The organism is Streptacidiphilus carbonis (genome assembly GCF_000787775.1).
GTDB lineage: Bacteria > Actinomycetota > Actinomycetes > Streptomycetales > Streptomycetaceae > Streptacidiphilus > Streptacidiphilus carbonis.
Genome location: NZ_BBPM01000014.1, coordinates 109,480 through 132,762, shown reverse-complemented (window position 1 = coordinate 132,762; position 23,283 = coordinate 109,480). Strand labels below are relative to the sequence as shown.

The 23,283-nt window shown below is 72.5% G+C and carries 24 protein-coding genes; 15 read left to right on the top strand and 9 right to left on the bottom strand.

Going from position 1 to position 23,283, the window contains the following annotated elements; all coding sequences use genetic code 11:
• On the bottom strand, window positions 1-132 hold the full coding sequence (locus TR46_RS45030) for a hypothetical protein (protein WP_269084255.1): 132 nt from the start codon (window positions 130-132) through the stop codon (window positions 1-3).
• 176 nt (window positions 133-308) lie between these two features.
• Here TR46_RS45030 and TR46_RS13695 point away from each other — a divergent pair, with 176 nt between their 5' ends.
• Complete coding sequence (locus TR46_RS13695) at window positions 309-845, top strand: NUDIX domain-containing protein (RefSeq protein ID WP_042399310.1); 537 nt, start codon at window positions 309-311, stop codon at window positions 843-845.
• Here the strand turns inward: TR46_RS13695 and TR46_RS13690 are convergent.
• Window positions 829-1,272, bottom strand: coding sequence for a hypothetical protein (locus TR46_RS13690; RefSeq protein WP_042399307.1), 444 nt, complete (start codon window positions 1,270-1,272; stop codon window positions 829-831). The genes TR46_RS13695 and TR46_RS13690 overlap by 17 nt on opposite strands.
• Window positions 1,273-1,438: 166 nt before the next feature.
• Complete coding sequence (locus tag TR46_RS13685) at window positions 1,439-1,900, bottom strand: MarR family winged helix-turn-helix transcriptional regulator (RefSeq protein WP_052432773.1); 462 nt, start codon at window positions 1,898-1,900, stop codon at window positions 1,439-1,441.
• 107 nt (window positions 1,901-2,007) lie between these two features.
• Here TR46_RS13685 and TR46_RS13680 point away from each other — a divergent pair, with 107 nt between their 5' ends.
• From TR46_RS13680 to TR46_RS13635, 10 genes are all read left to right on the top strand, one after another.
• A complete protein-coding gene (locus TR46_RS13680; RefSeq protein ID WP_236655324.1) occupies window positions 2,008-3,060 on the top strand; it encodes an ABC transporter permease in 1,053 nt (350 codons plus the stop codon).
• Window positions 3,061-3,121: 61 nt separating this feature from the next.
• Window positions 3,122-4,234 (top strand): S1C family serine protease, encoded by a 1,113-nt coding sequence (locus tag TR46_RS13675; RefSeq protein ID WP_084718441.1) that lies wholly within the window; start codon window positions 3,122-3,124, stop codon window positions 4,232-4,234.
• Between the two features lie 89 nt (window positions 4,235-4,323).
• The gene (locus tag TR46_RS13670; protein WP_084718439.1) at window positions 4,324-5,178 is read left to right on the top strand and encodes an HAD family hydrolase; all 855 of its coding nucleotides are present in this window, start codon (window positions 4,324-4,326) and stop codon (window positions 5,176-5,178) included.
• Window positions 5,175-7,535, top strand: coding sequence for a glycoside hydrolase family 65 protein (locus tag TR46_RS13665; RefSeq protein WP_042399302.1), 2,361 nt, complete (start codon window positions 5,175-5,177; stop codon window positions 7,533-7,535). Before TR46_RS13670 ends, TR46_RS13665 begins: the two co-directional genes overlap by 4 nt.
• Before the next feature lie 100 nt (window positions 7,536-7,635).
• Window positions 7,636-8,358: a WXG100-like domain-containing protein gene (locus TR46_RS13660; RefSeq protein ID WP_042399298.1), complete on the top strand. Its 723-nt coding sequence runs from the start codon at window positions 7,636-7,638 to the stop codon at window positions 8,356-8,358.
• Entirely contained in the window at window positions 8,355-9,206 is an 852-nt protein-coding gene (locus TR46_RS13655; RefSeq protein ID WP_152626455.1) for a nucleic acid/nucleotide deaminase domain-containing protein, read from the top strand. Before TR46_RS13660 ends, TR46_RS13655 begins: the two co-directional genes overlap by 4 nt.
• Window positions 9,207-9,263: 57 nt before the next feature.
• A complete protein-coding gene (locus TR46_RS37875) occupies window positions 9,264-9,845 on the top strand; it encodes an SUKH-4 family immunity protein (protein WP_052432771.1) in 582 nt (193 codons plus the stop codon).
• The gene (locus TR46_RS41025) at window positions 9,842-10,738 is read left to right on the top strand and encodes a nucleic acid/nucleotide deaminase domain-containing protein (protein WP_042399292.1); all 897 of its coding nucleotides are present in this window, start codon (window positions 9,842-9,844) and stop codon (window positions 10,736-10,738) included. The genes TR46_RS37875 and TR46_RS41025 overlap by 4 nt, the downstream gene beginning before the upstream one ends.
• Window positions 10,735-12,492, top strand: coding sequence for a PQQ-binding-like beta-propeller repeat protein (locus tag TR46_RS13640; protein WP_052432770.1), 1,758 nt, complete (start codon window positions 10,735-10,737; stop codon window positions 12,490-12,492). The genes TR46_RS41025 and TR46_RS13640 overlap by 4 nt, the downstream gene beginning before the upstream one ends.
• 54 nt (window positions 12,493-12,546) lie before the next feature.
• On the top strand, window positions 12,547-14,331 hold the full coding sequence (locus tag TR46_RS13635; RefSeq protein WP_042399289.1) for a gamma-glutamyltransferase family protein: 1,785 nt from the start codon (window positions 12,547-12,549) through the stop codon (window positions 14,329-14,331).
• A gap of 107 nt (window positions 14,332-14,438) precedes the next feature.
• Here TR46_RS13635 and trpS read toward each other — a convergent pair whose 3' ends face one another.
• The 4 genes from trpS to TR46_RS13615 form a co-directional block, all read right to left on the bottom strand.
• The gene (gene trpS, locus TR46_RS13630) at window positions 14,439-15,440 is read right to left on the bottom strand and encodes a tryptophan--tRNA ligase (RefSeq protein ID WP_084718437.1); all 1,002 of its coding nucleotides are present in this window, start codon (window positions 15,438-15,440) and stop codon (window positions 14,439-14,441) included.
• Between the two features lie 314 nt (window positions 15,441-15,754).
• Window positions 15,755-16,630, bottom strand: a complete 876-nt coding sequence (locus tag TR46_RS13625) for an arylamine N-acetyltransferase family protein (protein WP_084718435.1) — start codon at window positions 16,628-16,630, stop codon at window positions 15,755-15,757.
• A 52-nt stretch (window positions 16,631-16,682) separates the two neighbouring features.
• The gene (locus TR46_RS13620; protein ID WP_042399283.1) at window positions 16,683-17,477 is read right to left on the bottom strand and encodes a class I SAM-dependent methyltransferase; all 795 of its coding nucleotides are present in this window, start codon (window positions 17,475-17,477) and stop codon (window positions 16,683-16,685) included.
• Between the two features lie 280 nt (window positions 17,478-17,757).
• Window positions 17,758-18,342: a DUF421 domain-containing protein gene (locus TR46_RS13615; protein ID WP_369405989.1), complete on the bottom strand. Its 585-nt coding sequence runs from the start codon at window positions 18,340-18,342 to the stop codon at window positions 17,758-17,760.
• Between the two features lie 71 nt (window positions 18,343-18,413).
• Between TR46_RS13615 and TR46_RS13610 the strand changes: the two genes are divergently transcribed.
• Both TR46_RS13610 and TR46_RS13605 read left to right on the top strand, forming a co-directional pair.
• Complete coding sequence (locus tag TR46_RS13610) at window positions 18,414-19,862, top strand: MFS transporter (protein ID WP_042399281.1); 1,449 nt, start codon at window positions 18,414-18,416, stop codon at window positions 19,860-19,862.
• Between the two features lie 135 nt (window positions 19,863-19,997).
• On the top strand, window positions 19,998-20,708 hold the full coding sequence (locus tag TR46_RS13605; RefSeq protein ID WP_042399280.1) for an alpha/beta fold hydrolase: 711 nt from the start codon (window positions 19,998-20,000) through the stop codon (window positions 20,706-20,708).
• A 35-nt stretch (window positions 20,709-20,743) separates the two neighbouring features.
• Here TR46_RS13605 and TR46_RS13600 read toward each other — a convergent pair whose 3' ends face one another.
• A complete protein-coding gene (locus TR46_RS13600) occupies window positions 20,744-21,736 on the bottom strand; it encodes an LLM class flavin-dependent oxidoreductase (protein WP_042399278.1) in 993 nt (330 codons plus the stop codon).
• A gap of 81 nt (window positions 21,737-21,817) precedes the next feature.
• Window positions 21,818-22,045 carry a hypothetical protein gene (locus TR46_RS13595; protein ID WP_042399276.1) on the bottom strand — a complete coding sequence of 76 codons (228 nt, stop codon included), beginning with the start codon at window positions 22,043-22,045 and terminating at the stop codon, window positions 21,818-21,820.
• Window positions 22,046-22,191: 146 nt separating this feature from the next.
• Between TR46_RS13595 and TR46_RS44225 the strand changes: the two genes are divergently transcribed.
• Entirely contained in the window at window positions 22,192-22,587 is a 396-nt protein-coding gene (locus tag TR46_RS44225) for a hypothetical protein (RefSeq protein WP_052432769.1), read from the top strand.
• Window positions 22,584-23,030: a response regulator gene (locus TR46_RS44220; RefSeq protein ID WP_236655323.1), complete on the top strand. Its 447-nt coding sequence runs from the start codon at window positions 22,584-22,586 to the stop codon at window positions 23,028-23,030. Before TR46_RS44225 ends, TR46_RS44220 begins: the two co-directional genes overlap by 4 nt.
• Window positions 23,031-23,283: the final 253 nt, after the last annotated feature.

Below are 23,283 nucleotides of genomic sequence, written 5' to 3'. Positions count from 1 at the left end.
TCACCGTTTTAGGTCCGGGCGGATCAGCACCGGCTCGTCCTGGTCGCTGTAGTCGATCCGGAGGTCGGAGAGCAGATCGGTGCCGTGGACCAGCGCCCGCTCCGTACCCGGGGTGCCCTCGTCCAGTGCCATGCCGGTCACCCCTCATCAGGCCTCCCGCCATGGTCCGCGACCACCCCGTGCGAACACCACCCCGGGGAGCTTGCCGCCGCATGGCCGTCAGGTTGCCGAAGGGCGCAACACGGGGTGGCCGACGGGAGTTGGTGGCAGAGTGGCAGCCACCGATCCCGCCCGACGGAAGGCCCCGCATGAGCCCCTGGCCCACAGTCAGTCGACACCAGCTCACCGAGGGGCGCTTCATCAGCGCCTTCCGGGACGAGGTCCTCGTCGCCGAGGGCGTCACCGGTTCCTGGGAGTGGGTCGACATGGCCGACGCCGTCCGGGTGGTGGCTGTGGACGGGGAGGGGCGGATCGCCCTGGTGGAGGACGAGTTCTACCTGCAGCGGCGGCGGTTGCTGCTGGTGCCGGGCGGGGGAGTGGAGCGGACCGAGGAGCCGGCCGCCGCGGCGCGGCGCGAGCTGGAGGAGGAGACCGGCTGGCGCGCCGGACGGCTGGAGCCGCTCGGCGTGGTCGAGCAACTGCCCACCGCCACACCGGCGAGGGCACATCTGTTCCTGGCCCGGGAGCTGACCCCGGGGAGGCTGGCGCGGGAGGCGAGCGAGGCCGGGATGACGCTGTCCTGGCGGCCGCTGGACGAGGCGGTGGCGGCGGTGCGGGAAGGTGTCGTCACCGAGGCGGGCAGCGTCAGCGCGATCCTGCTGGCGGCGCTCAGCCTGAAGGCGTAGGGCTGTTGTCGTCCTCGGACGGCTCGCGGCGCAGCGCGCGGACGGTGCTGCCGATCGCCGCGCCGACCACGCCCGCGGCCACCAGTGCGGCCAGTCGGATCATCGTGTGGCCGTCCCAGCTGAGGACACCCCAGCGGTCGGCGTCGAAGCCGTCGAAGAACAGCCAGAAGACCAGGCCGACCACCACGCTGCCGGCCAGGTCGGCGACCCAGCCCACGGCGAGGGCGGCGATGCAGACCACCACCAGTTCGAAGGTCTGGTACGGCCGTTCGCCGATGGCGGAGAGCAGGATCGACAGCGGCGCCGCGACCGCGAAGGACAGCACCGTCAGCAGCGGGGCCCGCAGGCCGGTGCGGTGGTGGCCGGCCGCCGGGACGGCGCGGACGGCCGAACCGCGGGCCGCGGGGCGGAGGAGTGTGTACGACATGGTGGCCTCCCGCTCGCCTGTTCGAGGGTGCAGTCCGATGCTGGGCCGCATCTGCTGCCGCCTCTATTACAGGTCGGCGCCGGGGCCTTGGTAGGCGGCGTTGACGGCCCCCTGACGGGGCCGCCGCTCATCTTTACGCAATCCTGACGCGTCGCCCGGGACCGTCTCAGTCCGGGCGTGAGCCGCCCAGGTCCAGGGCGTCCGGGTTGGTGTGCCGGACCAGTCGTCGCAGCAGTCCGGCGAGCACGGCCTCGTCCTCCTCTGACAGCGCCTCGAAGAGGTTCGCGTTGGACTCCTCGATGGCCGCCTGGGAGAGCTGGACCAGGGCCGTCCCCGCGCCGGTCGGATGCAGCTGCATCACCCTGCGGCTGGTGGGGTGCGCCCGGCGTTCGAGCAGTCCCCGTTCGATCAGGCCGTTGACGGCGGTGCCCATGGACTGCGCGGTCATCCCGGCCCGCCGGGCCACCGCGGCGCTGGAGATGCCGGGGGTCAGCTCCACCTGCACCAGGGCGTTGTGCTGGGCGAGGCTGAGGTCCAGCGGACGCAGCGCCCGCTCCAGGCGCAGCGCCACGGCCTGGGCGAACTGCCAGGCCAGATAGCTGGTACGGGTGGACGGATCGTCGATCACCTGAGGAGGTCTCCTGGCTCGAAAAGAACGTTATAAGGCAGCTGATGGTCGACTGATATGATTAACAGGCACCTTATATTTACCCAGTCATGCGAAAGGCCCCGCTCGTGTCCTCAGTCGCGTCCGACCATGATGCCGAAACCACGGCGCGGCACGCCCGCCCCCACCCCCATCCGCACGAGCACGAGCACCGCGACCACGAGCACATCGAGGACGCCCCCGCCGCGCGCGTCGGCGCGACCGGGGCCAAGGGCGCGCTGCTGCCCGCGCTCGTCGTCCTGGTGATCGGGGCCGTCTTCGTGAGCGTGTACCTCGCCGCCTTCCACGCGCCCAGGCCGCACCGGCTGCCGGTGGGCCTCGTCGGCGCCGCCAGCCGGCAGTACCCCGGTTTCGAGCTGCAGAGCTACCCCGACCTGGCCTCCGCCCGCAGCGCGGTGCAGCACCGCGAGGTCTACGCGGCCTACCAGGCGTCCGGCCCGGCCGGCAGCCCGGTCCTGCTCTACAGCAGCGCCAACGGACCCTCCGTGACCTCGCTGCTGGAGGGCACCTTCCTGCACGGGACGACGGCCGGCGCCACCGTCCAGGACGTCCTGCCGGCGTCGAGCGGCGACACCCGGGGCCTGTCGGTGTTCTACTCCGCGTTCGGCCTGGTCCTGGCCGGCTTCCTGTTCGGCACCATGACCTACCAGGTGGCGCCCCGGCTGGAGTTCCGCTGGCGGATGGCCGGGCTGGCGTTCTTCAGCGCGGTCGGCGGAGTGGTCGTCGCCGCCATCGCCGGCTCCGTGTTCGGCGCGCTGCCCGGTCCCTTCCCCGCCGTCGCCGGGCTCACCGCGATGATGGCCGCGGCCGTCGGCGGGGCGACCATGGCGCTGGTGCGGCTGCTGGGCCCGGCGGGGGTGAGCGTCTCGTCCGTGCTGCTGCTGATCCTCGGCAACGCCACCAGCGGCGGCATCCTGCCCCCGGAGTTCCTGCCGGCCTGGCTGCACCCGCTCTCCTCGGTGCTGCCGGTGGGTGTCGGGGTCCGCGCGGTCCAGGGTGTGGCGTACTTCCACGACGACGGGCTGGTCCGGGGGATCGTGGTGCTGGCCGTCTGGGTCGCGGTCTGCGTGGCCGTCCTCTGGCACCGCGACGTCAGGGCGGCCCGGGTGCGTACGGCCTGAGAAAGAAACTCGTCCGGGCGATTCCGCGCTCGACCGCCGTCCGACGGGGCACAACTCAGATATGAGCGGTACGGAGACGGGGCGCCGCGGGCCCGGGCGCGGATGCGGGTGCGGGCCCCTGGGGCTGCTGGTGCTGGTCGTCGTCCTGGTGGCGGCGATCTGGGCGAGCAGCCGGGACGGCCACGGCGGCGGCTCGGGTGGTGCGAGGTCGGCCAAGGCCTCTCCCTCAGCCACCGTGATCAAGGTCGCCACGGTCGACAAGGGCCTGGTCGACATCAATGTCGTCCTCGGCTACCAGCAGATCCGGGGTGCCGCCACCGGCATGGTGCTGACCCCCACGGGCGAGGTGCTCACCAACAACCACGTCGTCAACGGGGCCACCGAGATCTCCGCCGTGGACATCGGCGACGGGCGCAGCTATCCGGCGACCGTCGTCGGCTACGACCGCGGGCACGACCTGGCGGTGCTCCAGCTGAAGGGGGCCTCGGGGCTGGCGACGGTGCGGCTCGGGGACTCGTCCGGGCTGGCGGTCGGCGACGCGGTCACCGCGGTGGGCAACGCCGGCGGTAAGGGGAGCGTGCCGACTGCCGCGCCGGGGAAGGTGACGGGACTTCAGCGGTCGATCACCGCGGGGGACGACACGACCGGCGAGTCCGAGCAGCTGACCGGCATGATCCAGGTCGACGCCGCGGTGCAGCCGGGAGACTCCGGCGGTCCGCTGCTGGACGCCTCGGGATCGGTGGTCGGGGTGGACACCGCCGCGTCCGAGGGCTTCAGCTTCCGTGGCGGCACCGGCAGCACCGGCGCCGCGGGCTTCGCCACGCCGATCGCCACCGCGCGGACCGTGGTGGACGACATCGACGGCGGCCGCGCGGTCGGCGGCATCCACATCGGGCCGACCGCGATGCTGGGGCTCCAGGTCGCCGTGGACCAGTTCGGAACCCCGGGGGCGCTGGTGGTGGGAGTGGTCGACGGAACCCCGGCGGCGCGGGCGGGCCTGGTCGCCGGGGACCTGATCACCTCGTTCGACGGGCGGCCCGTTCCCGGCCCGGGCGAGCTCACCGCGATGGTCACCGGCCACCGCCCCGGTGACCGCGTCACGCTCCGCTGGACCGACCCGGCCGGAGCCGGCCACAGCGGGACGGTGACGCTGGCCGCGGGGCCGGCCGACTGATCCGGCGGGACGGTAAGAGGTTCCCTCCGAACGGGCGTGGACCGGCCGGTCCGGGCATGAAGATCGCGGGAACGGGGAATGCGCGCCGCATGAGCTCACCCGGCACCAAGGCGGCCCTCGGCCTGCCGGACACCGTCTCGGCCTGCCTGTTCGACATGGACGGGGTGCTGACCCGCACCGCGGTCGTCCATGCGGCGGCGTGGAAGCAGATGTTCGACGAGTTCCTGCGCGGGCGCGACGGGGACGGCTTCAGACCCTTCGACGCGACCGAGGACTACGACGAGTACGTGGACGGGCGGCCGCGCGCCGACGGCGTCCGCAGCTTCCTGGCCTCGCGCGGCATCGAACTGCCCGAGGGCGGCGCGGACGACCCGCCCGACCGGGACACCGTGCACGGGCTGGGGACCCGCAAGAACCTGCTGGTGCAGCAGAAGATCCGGACCGAGGGTGTCGAGGCCTACCCGGGAACGGTGCGCTACCTCAAGGCGGTGCGCGCGGCCGGGCTGGCCACGGCGGTGGTCTCGTCCAGCGCCAACTGCCACGACGTGCTGGTCTCGGCGGGCATCGAGGACCTGCTGGACGTACGGGTGGACGCCGGCGTCGCCGACCGGCTCGGGCTGCCGGGCAAGCCGCACCCGGACACCTTCCTGGAGGCGGCCAGGGAGCTGGGCGTGGAACCGGGCGCCGCCGCGGTCTTCGAGGACGCCCTGGTCGGCATGGAGGCCGGGCGCTCGGGGCGGTTCGGCTTCGTGGTCGGGGTGGACCGGGTCGGCCAGGCCGACGAACTGCGCGCCCACGGCGCGGACACCGTTGTGCAGGACCTCGCCGAACTGCTGGAGGACCACCCGTGCTGCGATTTCCCGGGGAGCGACCCCCCGAACCCCCACGAACCCCAGGGACGGCGGGCACCGGGCGGCCAGTCACTGCTTGGAGGGGCTGAATGATTCCGCATCCCGCATACATGGTCGACCCGTGGACCCTGCGCGAGACCGAGCTCGACCTGGACCTGCTGGCCCAGAGCGAATCGCTGTTCGCGCTCTCCAACGGCCACATCGGCTGGCGCGGCAACCTGGACGAGGGCGAGCCCAACGGGCTGCCCGGCAGCTACCTCAACGGCTTCCACGAGCTGCATCCCATGCCCTACGCCGAGGCCGGCTACGGCAACCCGGAGTCGGGGCAGACCCTCGTCAACGTCACCAACGGCAAGATCATCCGGCTGCTGGTCGACGACGAGCCCTTCGACCTGCGCTACGGCGTGCTGCGCAACCACGAGCGGGTGCTCGACCTGCGGGCCGGGGTGCTGCGCCGCAGCTGCGAGTGGACCTCGCCGGCCGGACGCACGGTCAGGGTCAGCTCCACCCGGCTGGTCTCCTTCAGCCAGCGCTCCGTCGCCGCCATCGCCTACGAGGTCGAGCCGCTGGACGGCGACGCGCGGATCGTGGTGCAGTCCGAGCTGGTCGCCGGCGAGGAGGTGCCGCCCCAGTCGGACGACCCGCGGGTCTCGGCCGCGCTGGACCGCACCCTGCAGCCCGAGGCCGGGTACGCGACCGGGACCCGGCTGGCACTGGCCCACTCCACCCTGCGCAGCGCGCTGAAGATGGCCGTCACCGCCGACCACCGGATCGACGGACCCGAGGGCACCACCAGCTTCGCGGAGTCCAGCGAGAACGTCAGCCGACTGGCCGTCACCTCGGTGCTGCGGCCCGGGGAGCGGCTGCGGCTGGAGAAGTTCGTCGCCTACGGCTGGTCGGCGGAGCGCTCGCTGCCGGCGCTGCGGGACCAGGTCGAGGCGGCGATGGCGGGCGCCCGCAGCACCGGGTGGGACGCGCTGCTGCGGCAGCAGCGGGACTTCCTGGACGACTTCTGGGCGGGCGCCGACGTCGAGGTCGAGGGCGACGCGGAGATCCAGCAGGCGGTGCGGTTCGCGCTGTTCCATGTGCTGCAGGCCGGCGCCAGGGCCGAGCAGCGGGCGCTCGGGGCCAAAGGCCTGACCGGTTCCGGCTACGACGGGCACAGCTTCTGGGACACCGAGACCGTGGTGCTGCCGGTGCTCGCGGCCACCCGTCCGGACGCGGTCTCGCACGCGCTGCGCTGGCGGCACTCCACCCTGGACGCCGCCCGGGAACGGGCCCGGCTGCTGGGGCTGGCCGGGGCGGCCTTCCCCTGGCGCACCATCAACGGCGACGAGGGGTCCGGCTACTGGCCGGCCGGCACGGCCGCGTTCCACATCAACGCCGACATCGCCGACGCGGTGGTCCGCTACACCGCGATCAGCGGCGACCCCGACTTCGAGCGCGAGGTCGGGGTGGAGCTGCTGGTGGAGACCGCGCGGCTGTGGCGCTCCCTGGGCCACCACGACAGCGCCGGCGCCTTCCACATCGACGGGGTCACCGGCCCGGACGAGTACAGCGCGGTCGCCGACGACAACGTCTACACCAACCTGATGGCGCAGGCGAACCTGCGCGCCGCGGCGGACGCGGTCGAGCGGCACCCGGAGCAGGCGCACACCCTCGGCGTGGACGCGGAGGAGACCGCCGCCTGGCGCGACGCCGCGGCGGCCACCGCCGTCCCGTACAACGAGGACCTCGGGGTGCACGAGCAGTCCGCCGACTTCACCGGCCACCAGACCTGGGACTTCGAGCACACCGACCCGGAGCACTACCCGCTGCTGCTGCACTTCCCCTACTTCGACCTGTACCGCAAGCAGGTGGTGAAGCAGGCCGACCTGGTGCTGGCGATGTACCTGCGCGGGGAGGCCTTCGACTCCGGTCAGAAGGCACGCAACTTCGCCTACTACGAGGCGCTGACGGTCCGTGACTCCTCGCTGTCCGCCTACTGCCAGTCGGTGATGGCCGCCGAGGTGGGCCACCTGGAACTCGCCTACGACTACCTGGGCGAGGCCGCCCTGATGGACCTGGAGAACCTGGAGCACAACACCCGCGACGGGCTGCACATCGCCGCCCTGGCCGGGACCTGGACGGCGCTGGTGGCCGGCCTCGGCGGGATGCGGCTGCAGGGCCGGCAGCTGGCCTTCGCCCCCAGGCTGCCGCAGCGGCTCACCCGGCTGGCCTTCCGGCTCCAGGTCCGCGGCCGCTGCCTCCAGGTCGAGATCACCCCGGCCGGCGCCACCTACACCCTCCTCGGCGGTCGGCCCCTGGACCTGCTGCACTGCGGCGAACCGATCACGGTCACCCCCGACAAGGCCGTGACCTGCGACCTGCACCCGCTGCCCCATCTCCCCGAACTCTCCCACCCCAGGGGCCGGGAGCCGCTGAAGCGCCGGCTGGGCCCCCAGGCCTGAGCAGCACAACACGCCGCCGGAGTGGGCGGATCGCTTGCAACACGCGGACACAATATGACTAGTCTTGTAGTCAGATGCGTTCGGTGTGCGGGGGGTGGCAATGGCGATCGAACTGCCCGGGGCGGTGGTGACGTTCCTTCAGGTCATCGGCATCAAGTGGCCGCAGGTCAATGAGGACTCGGTACGTCAGTTCGCGACGCATGTAAGGGACTTCGCCGCGGAGATCGACGCCACCCACCAGCAGGCCACCGCGACGGTGACCGCGATGAAGGAGTCGTACCAGGCCAACTCGTACGAGCTGCTGGTGTCGAAGTGGGCACACCTGTCGCAGGGGCACATGAGTGAGCTGCAGACCGGCTGCTCGCTGCTGGCGACGGCGCTGGACGCGGCGGCGGACTACATCGTCGCGATGAAGCTGGAGTGCATCGCGGACCTGGGGGTGCTGGCGGCCTCGTTCGTCGCCGACCAGGCGGCCGCGGTGGTGACGTTCGGGCTGGCCGAGGCGGCCGAGGCGGCGATCGTCGAGGCGGCGGACCTCGCCGTGGAGTACCTGAAGCAGATGGTCATCCAGTACATCACCGCGCAGGTGCTCGAAGCCGCGCTGACCCCGCTGCTGGGCACGGTCGAGAAGGCAGTGGCGGGGATGAGCTACTCGGCGCTGGAGGACATGCTGGGTGTGTCCGGCAGCGGGCCGGGGGACGGGTTCCAGATCCACCCGGCGGATCTGTCGGCGCACGCCAAGGTGTTCGGGCAGCACGCCGAGGCGGTCCGGGGCCACGCCGAGACGTTCGCCGGCAAGTTCGCCGGCTTGGACTTCTCATGAGCGGGGAGATGGGCCAGGTCCTCAAGAACGCGGCGGTGAAGGTCGGCAAGGGGCTGACCGAGGACTTCACCAAGGCCTACCACGGCATCCTGAAGGACACCGAGGAGAAGACCGGTCAGGTGGCCAAGAACGTCGCCGAGACCGAGGCCGAGCACGCGGCCAAGCTGGCCGCGCTCAACAAGGCCCGTGCGGACCTGCACGGGACGATCGGGGAGACTCCGGTCTACCGGCTGAACGACGACCTGTCGGTCGACCGGCTCACGACCCAGGGCCCGGTGCGGCTCACCGACGAGGAGCGGGCCAAGCTGCCCCTGGGCCTGGACGGGGACGACAAGGTCCCGCAGCGTCCGGTCGGCAAGGACAGCCCGTACAACCTGCCCGCGATCGAGGAGGGCGAGGCCCGTCCCCGGGTCCACTCGGACCAGGTGGCCCCCGGCAGCACCGACCTGGCCGCCGCCACCCAGCTGGCCCGGCACGAGTCCGGCGACTACGGGACCTACCGGGGAAAGAAGTTCACCAGCAAGAACTACGCCGCCGTCAGGTACGGCGAGCCCGGTGCCGACGGTGGATTCATCCTGGTGGGACGCAGCAAGTACCCCACCCACTCCGAGCGCGCGCTGGGGATCCCCTTTCTGCAGCAGGGGACATCGAAGGGGGTGACGGAGCTCTACACGGAAAGAGCTCCCTGCACGAACAGTGTCAACTGCAGTGCGTGGATGAGCGAGTACATGCCCTCGGGCATGAAGGTCTCGCACAGCTTCGAGTACGGCAGTACCGAGGGCTCCCGCACGGCCGGCAACGAGGCGATGCGCAACTACCTGGACGGACTCGTCCCCGGCGGCCGCTGAACCGGCACCGGCTGGCCGCTGTACGGTGGTTGTACCGGAACAGATAGGATATGAGGCATGCCGCAGACCGTCGACCGGGCTCTGATGGAGTCGGTCTTTCCAGCCGCTGACCTGGTCACCGTACCGGAGAGCGCACTCGCCCCGGTCTCCCACGGGCGCACGCGTGAACTGCTGCGGGACGTCGGCCTGCCGGACCAGAGCACCGGATGGTTCCAGACGGTCAAGGACCTTCCCGCCGAGATCGCCGACAAGGGCTGGCCGCGCGGGCGCGAACTGCACCCGTCGGCGGTCCTCGTCTTCGACGAGTGGTTCTCCATCGGAGGAATCCCCTACGACGCCATGGTGGTCGACGCGGCGAGCGGCGCGGTCTACTGCATTCCGGGCAGCGGAGCCGAGCCCTATCTGCTGAACAGCAGCCTGGACGCCTTCCTCTACTTCCTCTACAGCGTCGAGGCCGAGCGCCCCAACTACGACGCCGAATTCGCCGAGGAGAACGGGTACGAGGACGACGAGGACTTCGGCGTGGGGGTGGACGAGCGGCTTCTCGCGGTCATGCGCGCCGAGGACCCGGTAGCCCTGCAGAATCCCGAATCCACCTGGTACATGGTGCTGGAGTACGTCAGGACGTTCGGCGAGTGAGCGCCGGGCTCGGGGGCGGCCCGCTCGACCCCGCCCTGGTCTCCCGGTTCGGCGAGGCCGGACTGCGCAGGTTCGGCGCCGACCCGGCGGCCGGCGACCCGGCGGCTCCGGAGGCGGCGGTGCTCGCGGGGATCGCCGAGCTGGCACTGCCGGTCGAGGTCGGGCCGTACTTCCGCACCGCCGGGAGCGAGCCGAGCGCCCTGCGCGAGTACGCGGTGGCGGTCTCGCGGTCGTTGACCTCGGCCGACCAGCTCTCCTGGGCCCGGCTCGGATCGGACCGGGCCTACGAGATCGTCGTCGACGCCGGGGGCCGGGTCCTGGCGATGCTGCTGGGGTACCGCGAGCCGCTGCGCTTCGTCAGTTCCGCCCCGGAGGAGTTCGCAGCCGCACTGCTCGGGCTGGACGACCTGCTGGGCACCATCGGTGCGACCGAGGACCCCGAAGTGGCGCAGGCCGCCTTCGAGACGTTCCGGCGCCGGCTGCAGGAGTCCGACCCGGCGGCCTTCGCCGACCGGGAGAGCTGGTGGCCGCTGGTGCTGGACGACGTACGGGACACCGCCGGAGTGGAGAACTTCGCCGCGTTCGAGATCGTCGACGAGAACGGCAAGAAGAAGATCTTCACCGCCTCGGGCGCGGTCTCGCTGCACCCGGAGGAGCGGCTGTGGTCCTCGCTGGAGGGGGCCGGCGTAGCACCCGAGCAGGTGACGGGTATTCACACCGACCTGGAGCCCTGCTTCCTGCCGGGCCACTACTGCTCCATGTGGCTGGCACAGCGTTTCCCGCAGGCGCGGCTCACGCACTCCTATCCCTACGGCGAGACCGCCGCGTCCCGGGGTGAGGGGATCGATCGGCTGCGCGCCGCAGCGGCCCAGCAGTCCCGAGGGGCGGAGTGACGGCCCCGCAGGCCCTCGGGCCGGTGATCGGCGACTGGCCGGTACTGGACGGAGCCGCGGCGGGGCTCGCCCCGGCGCTGCTGGACTGGGCCTCCCGCGACGATCCGGCCTGCCCGCGGCTGTGCCTGGTCACCGGAGGACGGGGCACCGGCAAGAGCCGACTGCTCGCCTGGCTGCTGGCAGGCTCCGACAGCCACCCGGCCACCACCGTCCACGCCACGGTGCCCGCGCGCGGACAGATCGCCCTGACGCTGGCCTGGGAGATCGGCCGCCAGCTCGGCTACGGCCCGACCGGCCCCGGTGAACTGCTGGAGCGGGTCGAGGCCGACCCCCGCCCGCTCCGCGTGATCATTCCGGATCTGCACCTCGCCGGACGGGGCCCCGCCGACCTCCCGGCGGCGGATCCCCGGACCGTCGTCGCCGAACTGCTGGCGCCGCTGCTGTCCTTGCCCGGCGTCCGTGCCGCCGTCGAAGTCGAACGGGCCGAGCTGTTCCCCGGACCCGGCCGGCCGCTGGTGCTCGCACTGCCGCAGGGCGCCCCGGCGTTCACGCGTCCCGACCCCTGGGAGACCGGACCGGACCGGACGGACCCCCGCGCGACCGCCGGGGTCCGGGACTGGGAGCAGGCTCCGGCGGCCGTCCGTGAGACCGCCCTCGACCGGGCCGTCCGCCAGGGGACCGGCTCCGTCCTGCTCACGGATCCCGGATACCTGGCCCACGGCTCGGCGGCGGCCATAACAGCCGCTCTCGCCGACAGCAGGATCGCCGTGCCGAGGAGCCTGCGTACCGTGTGGGCCTCTGCCGGGCCCGTGCTCAGCTCGGCCGAACTCAGCTACTCCGAGCGTGCCGCAGTGCTCCACGCCGCGGCTGTGGCCGTCGACCCGCCCCTGGCGGAGTACCTGCGCCCGCGTGCGGAGCAGCACTCGTGGACCGCCCGGTGGACCCGGGCCGAGCTCCGTACCGCGGGACTGACGCTCGATCAAGGATCGCTGCTGGTCGTGGACCTGATCGGGCGGCTGCACGAGCACGACCCGGCCGACGGCCGGCCCGTCGCCCGCCGCCCCGTCGGACCGGGCTTCCGGCCGGTGCACATCGCCGCCGTGGGCGCGCGGCGGCTGCTCGCCGTCGACGCAATGGGTCGTCTCCAGCTGGTACCCGCTCCTGGGGCCGCCCCCGGCACCGGTGCAGCGGATCCGTTCCCGGACCACCTTCGCGACCTCGTCCTGCGGCACAACGCCGCCGTGCTCGCCGGTGGAACGGCCCCGGTCACCGCGGTGGCCGCGGACCGGGGGAACGTGGCGGTCGCGGACGCGGGGGGTGGCTTCCAGCTCTGGTCCGCGGAGCAGGGGACCGCCGGCGCGCGCAGCCATCGTGCGCACCGGGTTCCGGTCACCGCCATCTCCTGCCTGGTGCCGCCCGGGAGCCAGGACGGCCTGTGCCTGGTGGTGACGGGTGCCGGGGACGGCACCGTTCGGCTCTGGGACTCCCGTACGGGTAGGTCCATGCCCGAACCCGTCGAACGTCGCAATGCGCTGCCCACCGCGCTGGCCCTGGCCGACACCGGGGCGGGGCTGGTCCTCGCCGTCGCCTGGTCCGATCGGCGCCTCCACCTCTGGCGGCTGTCCGAGGGCCGGGTGACGTTCGTTCCGCTGGTCCGGGACGTCGACGCCCTCGCGCTGACCGGCGACGGCCTGCTGGTGTGCGGTGGCACGGACGGGGCGTTCGCGCTCGCTCTGGACCTCGACACCCTGTGAACGGAGTCGACGGCCTGCCCCCCGCGTGATCCGAGCAGAAGGAGCCCCACCGGTATGTTCACCACCCGACCGACTCTGCAGGGCACCTTCGGCATGGTGTCCAGTACGCACTGGCTGGCCTCGCAGTCGGCGATGGCGGTGCTGGAGGGCGGCGGCAACGCGTTCGACGCCGCGGTGGCGGCCGGGTTCGTGCTGCATGTGGTGGAGCCGCACCTGAACGGGCCCGGCGGCGAGGTGCCGATCGTGTTCGCCGCCGCGGACGGTGGCGGACGGGTGCAGGTGCTGTGCGGGCAGGGGCCGGCTCCGGCCGGGGCCACCGTCGATCACTACCGGTCGCTCGGCCTGGACCTGGTGCCCGGGACCGGGCCGGTCTCGGCCGCCGTCCCCGGCGCCTTCGACGCCTGGATGGTGTTGCTGCGCGACCATGGCACCAAGTCCCTGGCCGAGGTGCTCGACTACGCCATCGGCTACGCCGAGCGGGGGCACCCGCTGCTGCCGCAGGTGACCAGGACCGTGGAGACGGTGCGCGAGCTGTTCGAGACCGAGTGGACCGGCTCCGCCGAGCTCTACCTTCCGGCGCCGCAGCCGGGCGCGCTGTTCCGCAATCCCGCCCTGGCCGCGACCTGGCGCCGACTGCTCGCCGAGACCGCCGGACTGCCCCGGGAGGCCGCGATCGAAGCCGCCCGGCGGATCTGGCGCGAGGGCTTCATCGGCGAGGCGATCCTGGAGTCCGCCGCCCGCCCCGCGCTGGACAGTTCGGGCCGTCGCCACGCCTCCACGCTCACCGGCGACGACCTCGCCGGGTACCGGGCCGGGTACGAGGAGCCCGCGGTCCACGAGTGGAACGGCTGGGAGGTCTGCAAGGCCGGCGGCTGGAGCCAGGGCCCGGCCTTCCTGCAGCAACTCGCCCTGCTGCCTCACGGGTTGGCCTATGACGCACCCGAGTACCGGCACACCCTGATCGAGGGCACCAAGCTCGCCATGGCCGACCGGGAGGCCTGGTACGGCGACGCGGGGCCCGGCGGCGCCGCAGGCTCCGTCCCGCTCTCCGACCTGCTGTCGCGCGAGTACAACGACCAGCGGCGGGAGTTGATCGGCGACACCGCCTCCTACGAGCTGCGGCCCGGCAGCCCGGGCGGACGCAAGCCGGTGCTGCCGGAACTGCCGGCCGGCGACGCGTCCGCTGGCCCGGGGACGGGCGAACCAACGGTCTCCGTCGACGGTCTGACGACCCGTCCGTCCGGCGGGACCCGGGGTGACACCTGCCATCTGGACGTGGTGGACCGCTGGGGCAACATGGTCGCGGCCACCCCCAGCGGGGGCTGGCTGCAGTCCAACCCGGTCATCCCCGCCCTGGGCTTCCCGCTGGGAACCCGGCTGCAGATGACCTGGCTGCAGCCGGGCCTGCCCAACTCGCTGACCCCGGGCCGCCGTCCGCGCACCACGTTGTCGCCGTCGCTGGCGAGGCGGGAAGGCGAGCCGGTGCTCGCCTTCGGCACCCCGGGCGGCGACCAGCAGGACCAGTGGTCGCTGCACTTCTTCCTGGCCGTGGCCCTGGGCGGGCTCACCCTGCAGGCCGCGATCGACGAGCCCAACTGGCACACGGACAGCTTCCCCAGCTCTTTCCACCCCAGGACCACCGAACCCGGCAGTGTCACGGTCGAGTCCCGCGCGGGCGAGGCGGCGTTCGCCGAACTGCGGCGCCGCGGCCACCTGGTCACCGTCGGGGACGCGTGGTCCGAGGGCCGCCTGTGCACGGTGGCGCGGGACCCGCGCACGGGGGTGCTTTCAGCAGCGGCCAACCCCCGGGGTATGCAGGGGTACGCGGTGGGGCGTTAGCTGCGGCGTGTGCCTGGTTTGTCGCGCAGTTCCCCCCTGGGGGTTGCAACTGAACCGCAGTGGGTCGGTTGCGGTTGCCCAGGGGCGCGGGGAACTGCGCAGCCCTGCTACGCCGCCGCCACGAGTCCCCCCATCGCCTCCCGGACCTCCGCCAGGGTCCGGTCGGCCACGGCGTTGGCGCGGGCGTTGCCCTCGTGCAGGATCCGCCGCACCTCCCCGAGATCCCCGGCGAGCTCCGCCCGCCTCGCCCTGGCCGGGGCGAAGTAGTCGTTGACCGCCGCGGTCACCACCCGCTTCAGCGCCGCCGCGCCGCCGTCGCCGATCTCGTCGGCCACCTCGGCCGGATCACGGTCCAGGCAGAGGCCTGCCAGCAGCAACAGGCTGGAGACCTCGGGGCGGTTCGCCGGGTCGTAGCTGATCCGCCGTTCCGCGTCGGTCTTCGCGCCGCGGATCAGCCGGGCGGTCTCGTCGGCGGACGCCCGTAGCGCGATGGCGTTGCCGCGGCTCTTGCTCATCTTGTTCCCGTCCGTTCCCAGCAGCAGCGGCGCCGGGGAGAGCAGTGCCTCCGGGACCGGGAACACCCGCCCGTAGCGGTCGTTGAAGCGGCGGGCGATGGTGCGCGTGATCTCCAGATGCGGCACCTGGTCCTGTCCCACCGGAACCAGCCCGGCCTTGCAGAACAGGATGTCGGCGGCCTGGTGCGCGGGGTAGGTGAACATCAGGCCGCTGACCGCGGACTGCCGGGACTGGGCGATCTCGTCCTTGACGGTGGGATTGCGGCCCAGTTCGGCGACCGAGACCAGGCTGAGGAAGGGGAGCAGCAACTGGTTCAGGGCGGGAACGGCGCTGTGGGTGAAGATCGTGCTGAGGTCCGGATCGACGCCGACGGCGAGGTAGTCCAGCACCAGGCCTTCGACATGTTCGCCGAGCCGCTCGGCGACGTCCCGGTCGGTCAGCACCTGGTAGTCGGCGATCACCAGCATCAGCTCGGCGCCCTGCTGCTGCAGCCGGACCCGGTTCTGCAGGGTGCCGAAGTAGTGGCCGAGGTGCAGCGGACCGGTGGGGCGGTCGCCGGTGAGGACGCGGGTGGCGGTTGCGGTGGTGTTCACGGGAGGCCTCCTGGCTGTGGTGCGGGCGGGGTGGTGGCGTGGTCCGTCCGGCTGCGGACGGGGGCCTCCACCCGGCGCGGAGCCAGCCGGGGCATGCAGAAGGGCCGTCCTCGCGAACGGCCCTCTCGTCGTGCGTGCGTGGGGAGTGGCCGCTCCTAGGAGGAGCGCCACCAGCTCAGGCGACAGGACGACGGATGCATACCACCACTGTACCGGGTCCGGTCAGCCCGCGGCGGGCCGCACCCTGAGGCGGCCGGCCGGGGCGCGGGCCGCCGGAGCCGCCGAGTCCGCCGGGGCTACTGGGGCCACTGGGGCTACTGGGGCGGTGTCAGTCGGGCCGTGAGGAGGGTCTGCTCCTCGGGGGTGAGGTCGAGGCCGTAGGTGTCCCGCAGGGCGGTGAGGAAGGCGCCGTCCTGGAGCTGGATCGTCTCGGTGGGGCGGCCGGGGACCACCACGGAGAACTGGCGGCCGATCAGCTCCCGGCCGGCGCCGGCCTCGCGGCGGATCAGGATCGGTCGCTGCAGGAACGGGGAGCTGGGCCAAGTGGTGGTGTAGTGGTTGGACATCACCACGTCCACCGCGTGCTGCGGTTCGTCGGTGAAGCGGTAGCGGGTCTGCCACTCGCCGCCGCTGAGCTCCTGGAAGCGGCGGACGCCGGTCGCGTCGGGTCCCTGGGTCCGGTAGGTCCACACGCCCTGCTGCTGCGGGCCGTCCGGTTCCAGCGGGATCGGCTCCAGCAGTCCGTTGCCGAAGCCGGTGTCGGCGAGCATCCGGCGTCCGCCGACCTCGACCGAGAGCACCATGTGGGTGCGCGGGCGCAACGGCTCCTGGTCGGAGCCGACCCGGGCCAGCAGCCGGTCCAGCCGGAAGCCCAGGCGCTGCAGCACCGCCCCGAAGAGGGTGTTCTGCTCGTAGCAGTAGCCGCCGCGGCCCTGGTGCACCAGCTTGTCCTGGACGCTGCCCAGGTCGGTGCGGACCGGGCGGTCCAGCATCAGCGCGAGGTTCTCGAACGGGATGGTCGCCACGTGCGCCCGGTGCAGGGCGGTGAGCGTGGCGGCGTCGGGCGCCAGGCCACCGGTGTGGCCGATGCGTTCGAGGTAGGCGTCGAGGTCGAGCAGGTCCGCCTGCCACTCGTCGGCCGGCTGGTCCATCGGCTCCGCTGCCATCGGCTGGTCCGCTGTCGTCCCCATGGCGGCGATTGTGCCATCCGTTCGCCCGGCGGACCCGGCGGACCCGGCGGATTCAGCGGACGGCGGTGAGGAGCATGAAGGGGGGTCTCTCTCGTTCGGCGGTCCAGGGGCGGGAGGCGATCAGGGCCGGGTCCGCGACACCGGGGGCGTCGGCGAGCAGCGGGGTCAGCTCGGTGAAGCCGCCGAAGCCGGCCGCGCCGAGCACCTCGTGGAAGGTCTCCCGGGGCCAGTAGGTGTTGGTGACCGCGGCCCAGCTGCCGTCCTCGCGGCGGACCCGGATCGGCATCGTGTCACCGGAGCGGTAGCGGACGCCCGGCTCGCCGCGGTGGAAGCCCTCGAAGGCCGCGTCATGGGCCTGGTCCGGGTTGGGCATCAGGATGGTGAAGCGCCCGCCGGGGCGCAGCACCCGGGCGACCTCGTCCACCAGCCGCTGCATCAGCAGCCGGTCGTCTATGCAGGTGAAGAGGAAGGAGGCCATCGCCGCGTCGGCACTGGCGTCGGCGAGGAACGGCATCGCGTCGCCGACGCTGAGCCGGTAGTCGACGGCCGGGTGCGGGTGCTGGGCGCGGGCCAGTTCGAGCATGGCCGCCGAGGCGTCGACGGCGGTGGTGCGCACCGGGTGGCGGCCGGCGATCCAGCGGGTGAGCTCGCCGGGTCCGCAGCCGAGGTCCACCAGGTGCGCGCCCGGCATGTCGTCCAGGCCCAGCGCCACCGGGATGAACGGGTAGCCGAGCAGCCAGCTGCCGGCGTCGTCCCAACGGCAGTAGTCGTCGGCGACCTGCGGGGTCTCGTAGGAGATCACCCCGGACATGAGTGGTTCGGCGATGAGCGTTCCGGTGTTCTGCACGGTGTCCGCCGTCCTTGGTCCCGATGGGCGATCCCCTGATGGGTGATCAAAGTCCGGCAGAGCATAACCACGCGGCATTAGCGCATCGGCGGGCGCCAGGGAACACCGTCCGGGAGGGCAATTGCGGGCAAGCGGAACAGTGCGATCCGGTGTTACCGGGGCTGAGCTGCGGAGTCCGGTCGCGGTTCGGGAGGGGGCGATGGCTCGGATCCGGTCACACGGTCCGAAATAATGTCCTGAATCCATACGGTTGAGCGACGACTCCGGTGGTGTCAGGGCGTCAGAGGTGCTTGCGGTCCTTGGCTGCAAGGGCAGTCAGCAGTTCCTCGATCGCCGCCAGCCTGGCCTGGATGGCCACCACATCGCCGTGGGTGGCGGTCTGGTCCGTCTCCTTGAGGGTCACGATCAGCTGGCCGCCCGGCTCCAGTCGCGCGTCCGCGACCTCCTCGACGCTGTCGCCGTTCTGCACCCGCACCGCGTGCTCGATCTCGCTGGTGCGCAGGGCCAGCCGGCGCAGTGCGCCCGGAACGAAGGAGCCGTCGGTGATCAGCGTGGTGGCGGTGCCCTCCAGCAGCCGCTCGGCCCGCGGGTCGGAGGCCGCCCAGCGGTTCATCGCCGCGTTGACGGCGACCAGGGTGACCGCCCCGATCACCCCGCCGAGCAGGCTGTTGTCGGCTCCGATGACGGCGTTCTGCACCACGTTGGAGAGCAGGAACATCACCACGAAGTCAAAGGTGTTCAGGTTGGCCAGTCCGCGTTTGCCGGCCACCCGGAAGAGCACCAGCACCAGCGCGTACACCAGCACGGTGCGGATGATCTTCTCAAGGATCGGGATCTGTACGGCCCACAGGTCATGATTGATCATCAGAAGGTCCTTTCGGCGCTGTAACGTACGTGATCACAGGGCACTCTCCCACGACCGGCAGGTGATCAGCAGTGCTCAAGGCCGGTACCGCGGCAGGTGACGTCCGGCTCTCCGGGGCGGCCGGGCGCTGGGTGCTGCTCGCGACACTGCTCGGCTCGGCCATGGCGATGCTGGACGGCACCGCCATCAATGTCGCGCTGCCGCACATCGGCGCCACCCTGCACGCCTCCATCGGCTCGCTGCAATGGGTGGTCAACGCCTATCTGCTGACCCTGGCCGGGCTGATCCTGCTGGGCGGGGCGCTGGGCGACCGCTACGGCCGGCGCCGGGTGTTCGTGGTCGGGGTGGTCTGGTTCGCGGTCTGCTCGGCGGCATGCGGCCTGGCGCCGGACGTGCAGGTGCTGATCACGGCGCGGGCCCTGCAGGGTGTCGGCGGAGCGCTGCTGACGCCGGGATCGCTGGCGCTGATCCAGGCGGTGTTCCACCCGGACGACCGGGCCGAGGCGGTGGGCCTGTGGTCCGGGCTGGGCGGCGTCGCGGGCGCGGTCGGCCCGGTCCTCGGCGGCTGGCTGGTCGGCGGACCCGGCTGGCGCTGGGTGTTCCTGATCAACCTCCCGCTGGCGGCCGCCGTGGTGGCGACGGCGCTGCGGCACGTCCCGGAGAACCGCGACGACAGTGCGACCGGCCGCTTCGACCTGCGCGGCGCGGTGCTGGCCGCGCTGGCGCTGGGCGCGCTCACGGCGGCGCTCACCAGCGCCGGGGGCGATCTGCTCGGCGCGGGCGTGGCCGCGGTTCCGGCCGTGGCGGCGGGCACGCTGTTCGTCCTGACCGAGCGTCGGGCGGCGGCGCCGATGCTGCCGCTGGGACTGTTCGCCTCCCGGCTGTTCACCGTGGTGAACATCGCCACGGTGCTGATCTACGGGGCGTTGGGCGGGCTGCTCTTCTTCCTGGTGCTGCAACTGCAGATCTCCGCCGGGTTCTCCCCGCTGCTGGCGGGCCTCGGCACACTGCCGCTGACCCTGCTGATGCTGCTGTTCTCGCCCACCGCGGCCAAGCTCGGCGAGCGCATCGGCCCGCGCATCCCGCTCACCGTCGGTCCGCTGCTGGCGGCCTCGGGCGCCCTGCTGATGCTGCGGATCGGAGCACACGCCTCCTATGTCACCGACGTCCTGCCCGCCTCGATCGCCCTGGGCGCCGGGATGACCCTGCTGGTGGCCCCGCTCACGGAGACCGCCCTCAACGCGGTGGAGACCCGCCGGGCCGGCATCGCCAGCGGCGTCAACAACGCCGCCGCCCGCACCGGCAGCCTGCTCGCCGTCGCCGCCCTCCCGGCCCTGGTCGGCCTGACCGGCGAGCAGTACCGCTCCGCCCACGCGGTCGACCACGCCTTCCGCCAGGCGGTCAGCGTCTGCGCCGCGCTGATGGCCGCAGCGGCACTGCTGGCCTACGCCGCCATCCCGCACCGGCTCCCGGAGCGCCCCGAACCGGACCCGGAGCCTGAGCCCGAGCCGGTCCCGTGAGCGGCCGTCAGCGGGTGCCCGCCGTCCGGACGGACGAGTTGGCGCCGGCTCCGGGCGCGGCGTTGCGATGAGTTCCGGGTGGCCCGGCAGTCTGCCCTTGGCGGAACGACCGCTGAGCAGAGGGAGAGACGGCTGATGGCGACCTATGTGCTGATTCCCGGAGCAGCATCCGACGCCTGGTTCTGGCACCGGGTGGCGCCGCTGCTGCAGGCGCGCGGCCACCGGGTGGTGCTGCCGGAGCTGCCGGTGGAGGATGACGCGGCCGGGCTCGCGGAGTACGCGGACGCGGTGGTGGCTGCGGTCGGCGAGCTGCTGGAGCGGGACGGCGACCTGGTCGTGGTGGCCCAGTCGATGGGCGGCTTCACCGCGCCGCTGGTGTGCGGGCGGCTGCCGGTAAGGCTGATGGTGCTGCTCGCGGCCATGGTGCCGGCGCCGGGCGAGTCGCCCGGCGACTGGTGGGGCAACACCGGCCAGGCCGAGGCCAAGGCGGAGCTGGACCGCAGTGAGGGCCGGGATCCGGGCGCCGACTTCGACCTGTCGGTGACCTTCTTCCACGACGTCCCGCCGGAGGTCACCGCCGAGGCGATGGCGCGGCCCCAGCGCGGCCAGTCCGACACGCCCTTCGCCAAGCCCTGGCCGCTGGACCGCTGGCCCGACGTCCCCACCCGCTTCCTGCTGGCCCGCCAGGACCGCCTCTTCCCCGCCGCCTTCCAGCGCCGCGTGGTGCGGGACCGGCTGGGCATCACCCCCGACGAGATGGACGACGGCCACCTGGTGGCCCTGTCCCGCCCGGAGGAGCTGGCCCGTCGCCTGGAGGCCTACCGCGAGGGCGCCGGGCTGCGCTAGCGGGACCCGCCGCCCGGGCCGTGGACGACTCGGGCTCAGCCGCCCAGGTGCGGCATCACCCGGTCGCGGAAGAGCCGGAGGCTCTCCCATCCGGCGTCGACCGGGAGGCCGCCGCAGAGGGGGTGGAGCAGCAGGCTGCCCATCGGACCCTCGGCGGCGGCCAGGGCGAGGCATTCGTCGGGGGTGAGGCAGGCGTAGATGCCCTCGGCGCGCAGCTGCTCGACGGTGATGGAGGCGGAGGCCATGGCCGAGTGGATGTCGGAGGTCTGCCAGTCGGCGTAGGTGCGGGCCTCGTGCAGGAAGTACTCGCCGTACTCGGCCCACGCCTTGTCGGGGTCCTCGGTGCAGTGGATCATCGCGGTGCGTTCCGGCGGCAGGGTCGCGAAACCGCCCTCGAAGCCCGCCTGCTCGGCCAGTTCGTCGTAGTGGGCGACCAGTTCGGGCGAGTGGGCCGAGGTGAAGAAGGGCAGTCCGAGCCGTACCGCGCGGCGGACGGCGACCTTGGAGGAGCCGCCTACCATCAGCCCGGGGTGCGGACTGGTCCGCGGCGGCGGGGTGACCCGCACGGTCCGGCCCCGGTACTCGAACGGCTCGCCGGTCCACGCCGCCAGCAGGGTCTCCAGCACCTCGTCCTGGAGCCGCCCGCGCTCGCTCCACTCCCGGCCGAGCATCGCGTACTCCTCGGGGCGGTAGCCGATCCCGGCGACCACGGTGATCCGTCCCGCACCGCCGATGTGGTCCAGGACGGCGATGTCCTCGGCCAGCCGGAGCGGATCGTGGAGGGGTGTGATCAGCGCGCAGAGCATCACCCCCAGCCGCTCGGTGCGGCCGAGCACGGCGGCCGCGGTGAGCAGCGGCGAGGGGCTCCAGCCGTCGTCGGCGCCGTGGTGCTCCTCCAGGGTGACCAGGTCGAACCCGGCCTCGTCGGCGAAGGCGGACATCTCCACGGTGGCCCGGTAGCGGGCGGAGAGGTCGCGGGGGTCCAGGCCGGGGGTGACCTGGTTGAAGCGCAGAGTGGTGATGGTCATGGGCACGCACCTCCGAAACTGACGGTATGTCAGACAAGGAGATGCCTACCATGCCACGTTGTTGATTGACAGAGCGTCAGATCACGGGCCGTCGTAGTAGCGGCGCTCCTCGACGATCTCCTGCTGGGCGCCGGGGCGGCCGCCGAAGCGGCGGCGGTAGATCCCCGCGTAGGTGGCCAGGCCGAGCAGCCCGGCGGCCATCAGGATCACTCCCACGATATGGATGTTCATCCCGCTGATATGCCAGTTCACGCCGAAGGTCAGGATCGCCCCCAGGGCGAACACGATGATGCAGCCGCCGATACCCATGGTCGAACCTCCGTCGTGTGGTGCGTCTGTCCTCACTGGTGCGGCTGTCCTGATGCGGCCGGTCCAAACCCGGCGCTCTGAACGACCGGCGGCACCTGGACAACAGATGTTGTCGCGGGATCGGGCCAGGGCATACCCTGAGCCGCATGCCCGGCACCCACTTCGCCCTCGTCCTCACCGAAGCCGAGATCGCGGCCGTCGCCGACGCCACGGTCGCCGATCTGGCCGATCGGCTGGCCAGACGTGCCTTCCGCCCGCTCGGCGACCCGGCGGTGCTGCCCGGCGGCGCGGAGGAGGGCGATGCGCTGGCGCACCTTCACGCGCTGGTGCACCTGCAGCGGGCGGTGGAACGGCAGGTCGACCGGGCGGCGGAACACGCCGTCGAGGTCGGTGCGGGATACCCCCAGCTCGGGCAGGTCTGCAATATGAGCCGTCAGGGAGCGCGACGGCGCTGGCCCGGACTGGTCGCACCGGCCCGGCACCCGCACGGCCCCGCCACCCGTACCGCCACCCGCCCCACGGTCCGGGACGGGGACCAGTGACCGGGGCCGCACTGGCTGCCGGCGCGCGCAGGTGCGACATCCTGCTGGTCGAGGACGACGCCGCCGACGCGATGCTGATCGAGGAGGCGCTGCTGGAGCACGGGACCGCCCGGATCCTGCACAAGGCGGTCGACGGCATCGCCGCGCTGGAGCACCTGCGCGCGCCGGGGACCGACCGTCCCGACCTGATCGTGCTGGACCTCAACATGCCGAGGATGAACGGACGCGAACTGCTGGCGGTGCTGAAGACCGACGAGCGGCTCAAGGTCATCCCGGTGGTGGTGCTGAGCACTTCCAGCGCACCGGAGGACGTCGCGGAGGCCTACCGGGGCCACGCCAACGCCTTCATCACCAAGCCGGTCACCCTCGACGCCTTCGCCGAGACGGTGCGGAGCATCGACGCGTTCTTCCTGGACACGGCGACGCGGGTGCCGAGGGTCTGAAGCCGCGGGACGTGGTCGGCCGCGCGGTTCCCCGTGCCCCTGTCCCCAGGGGCACGGGGAACCGCGCGGCCGACCACGCACCAGCCGCAGTCGGAAACCCGGCGCTCAGGCGTCGAGCAGACGGTTCAGTATCGAGCGGTACTGCTGCAGCGTCACCCGCAGCTGCTCGGTCGGCGACCCGCTGTCGTCGGCGGCGCTGCCGGCCCCCTGCTTGTCCCAACCCTCTCGCAGAGAGCGGCGGTGGCGGGGGGGG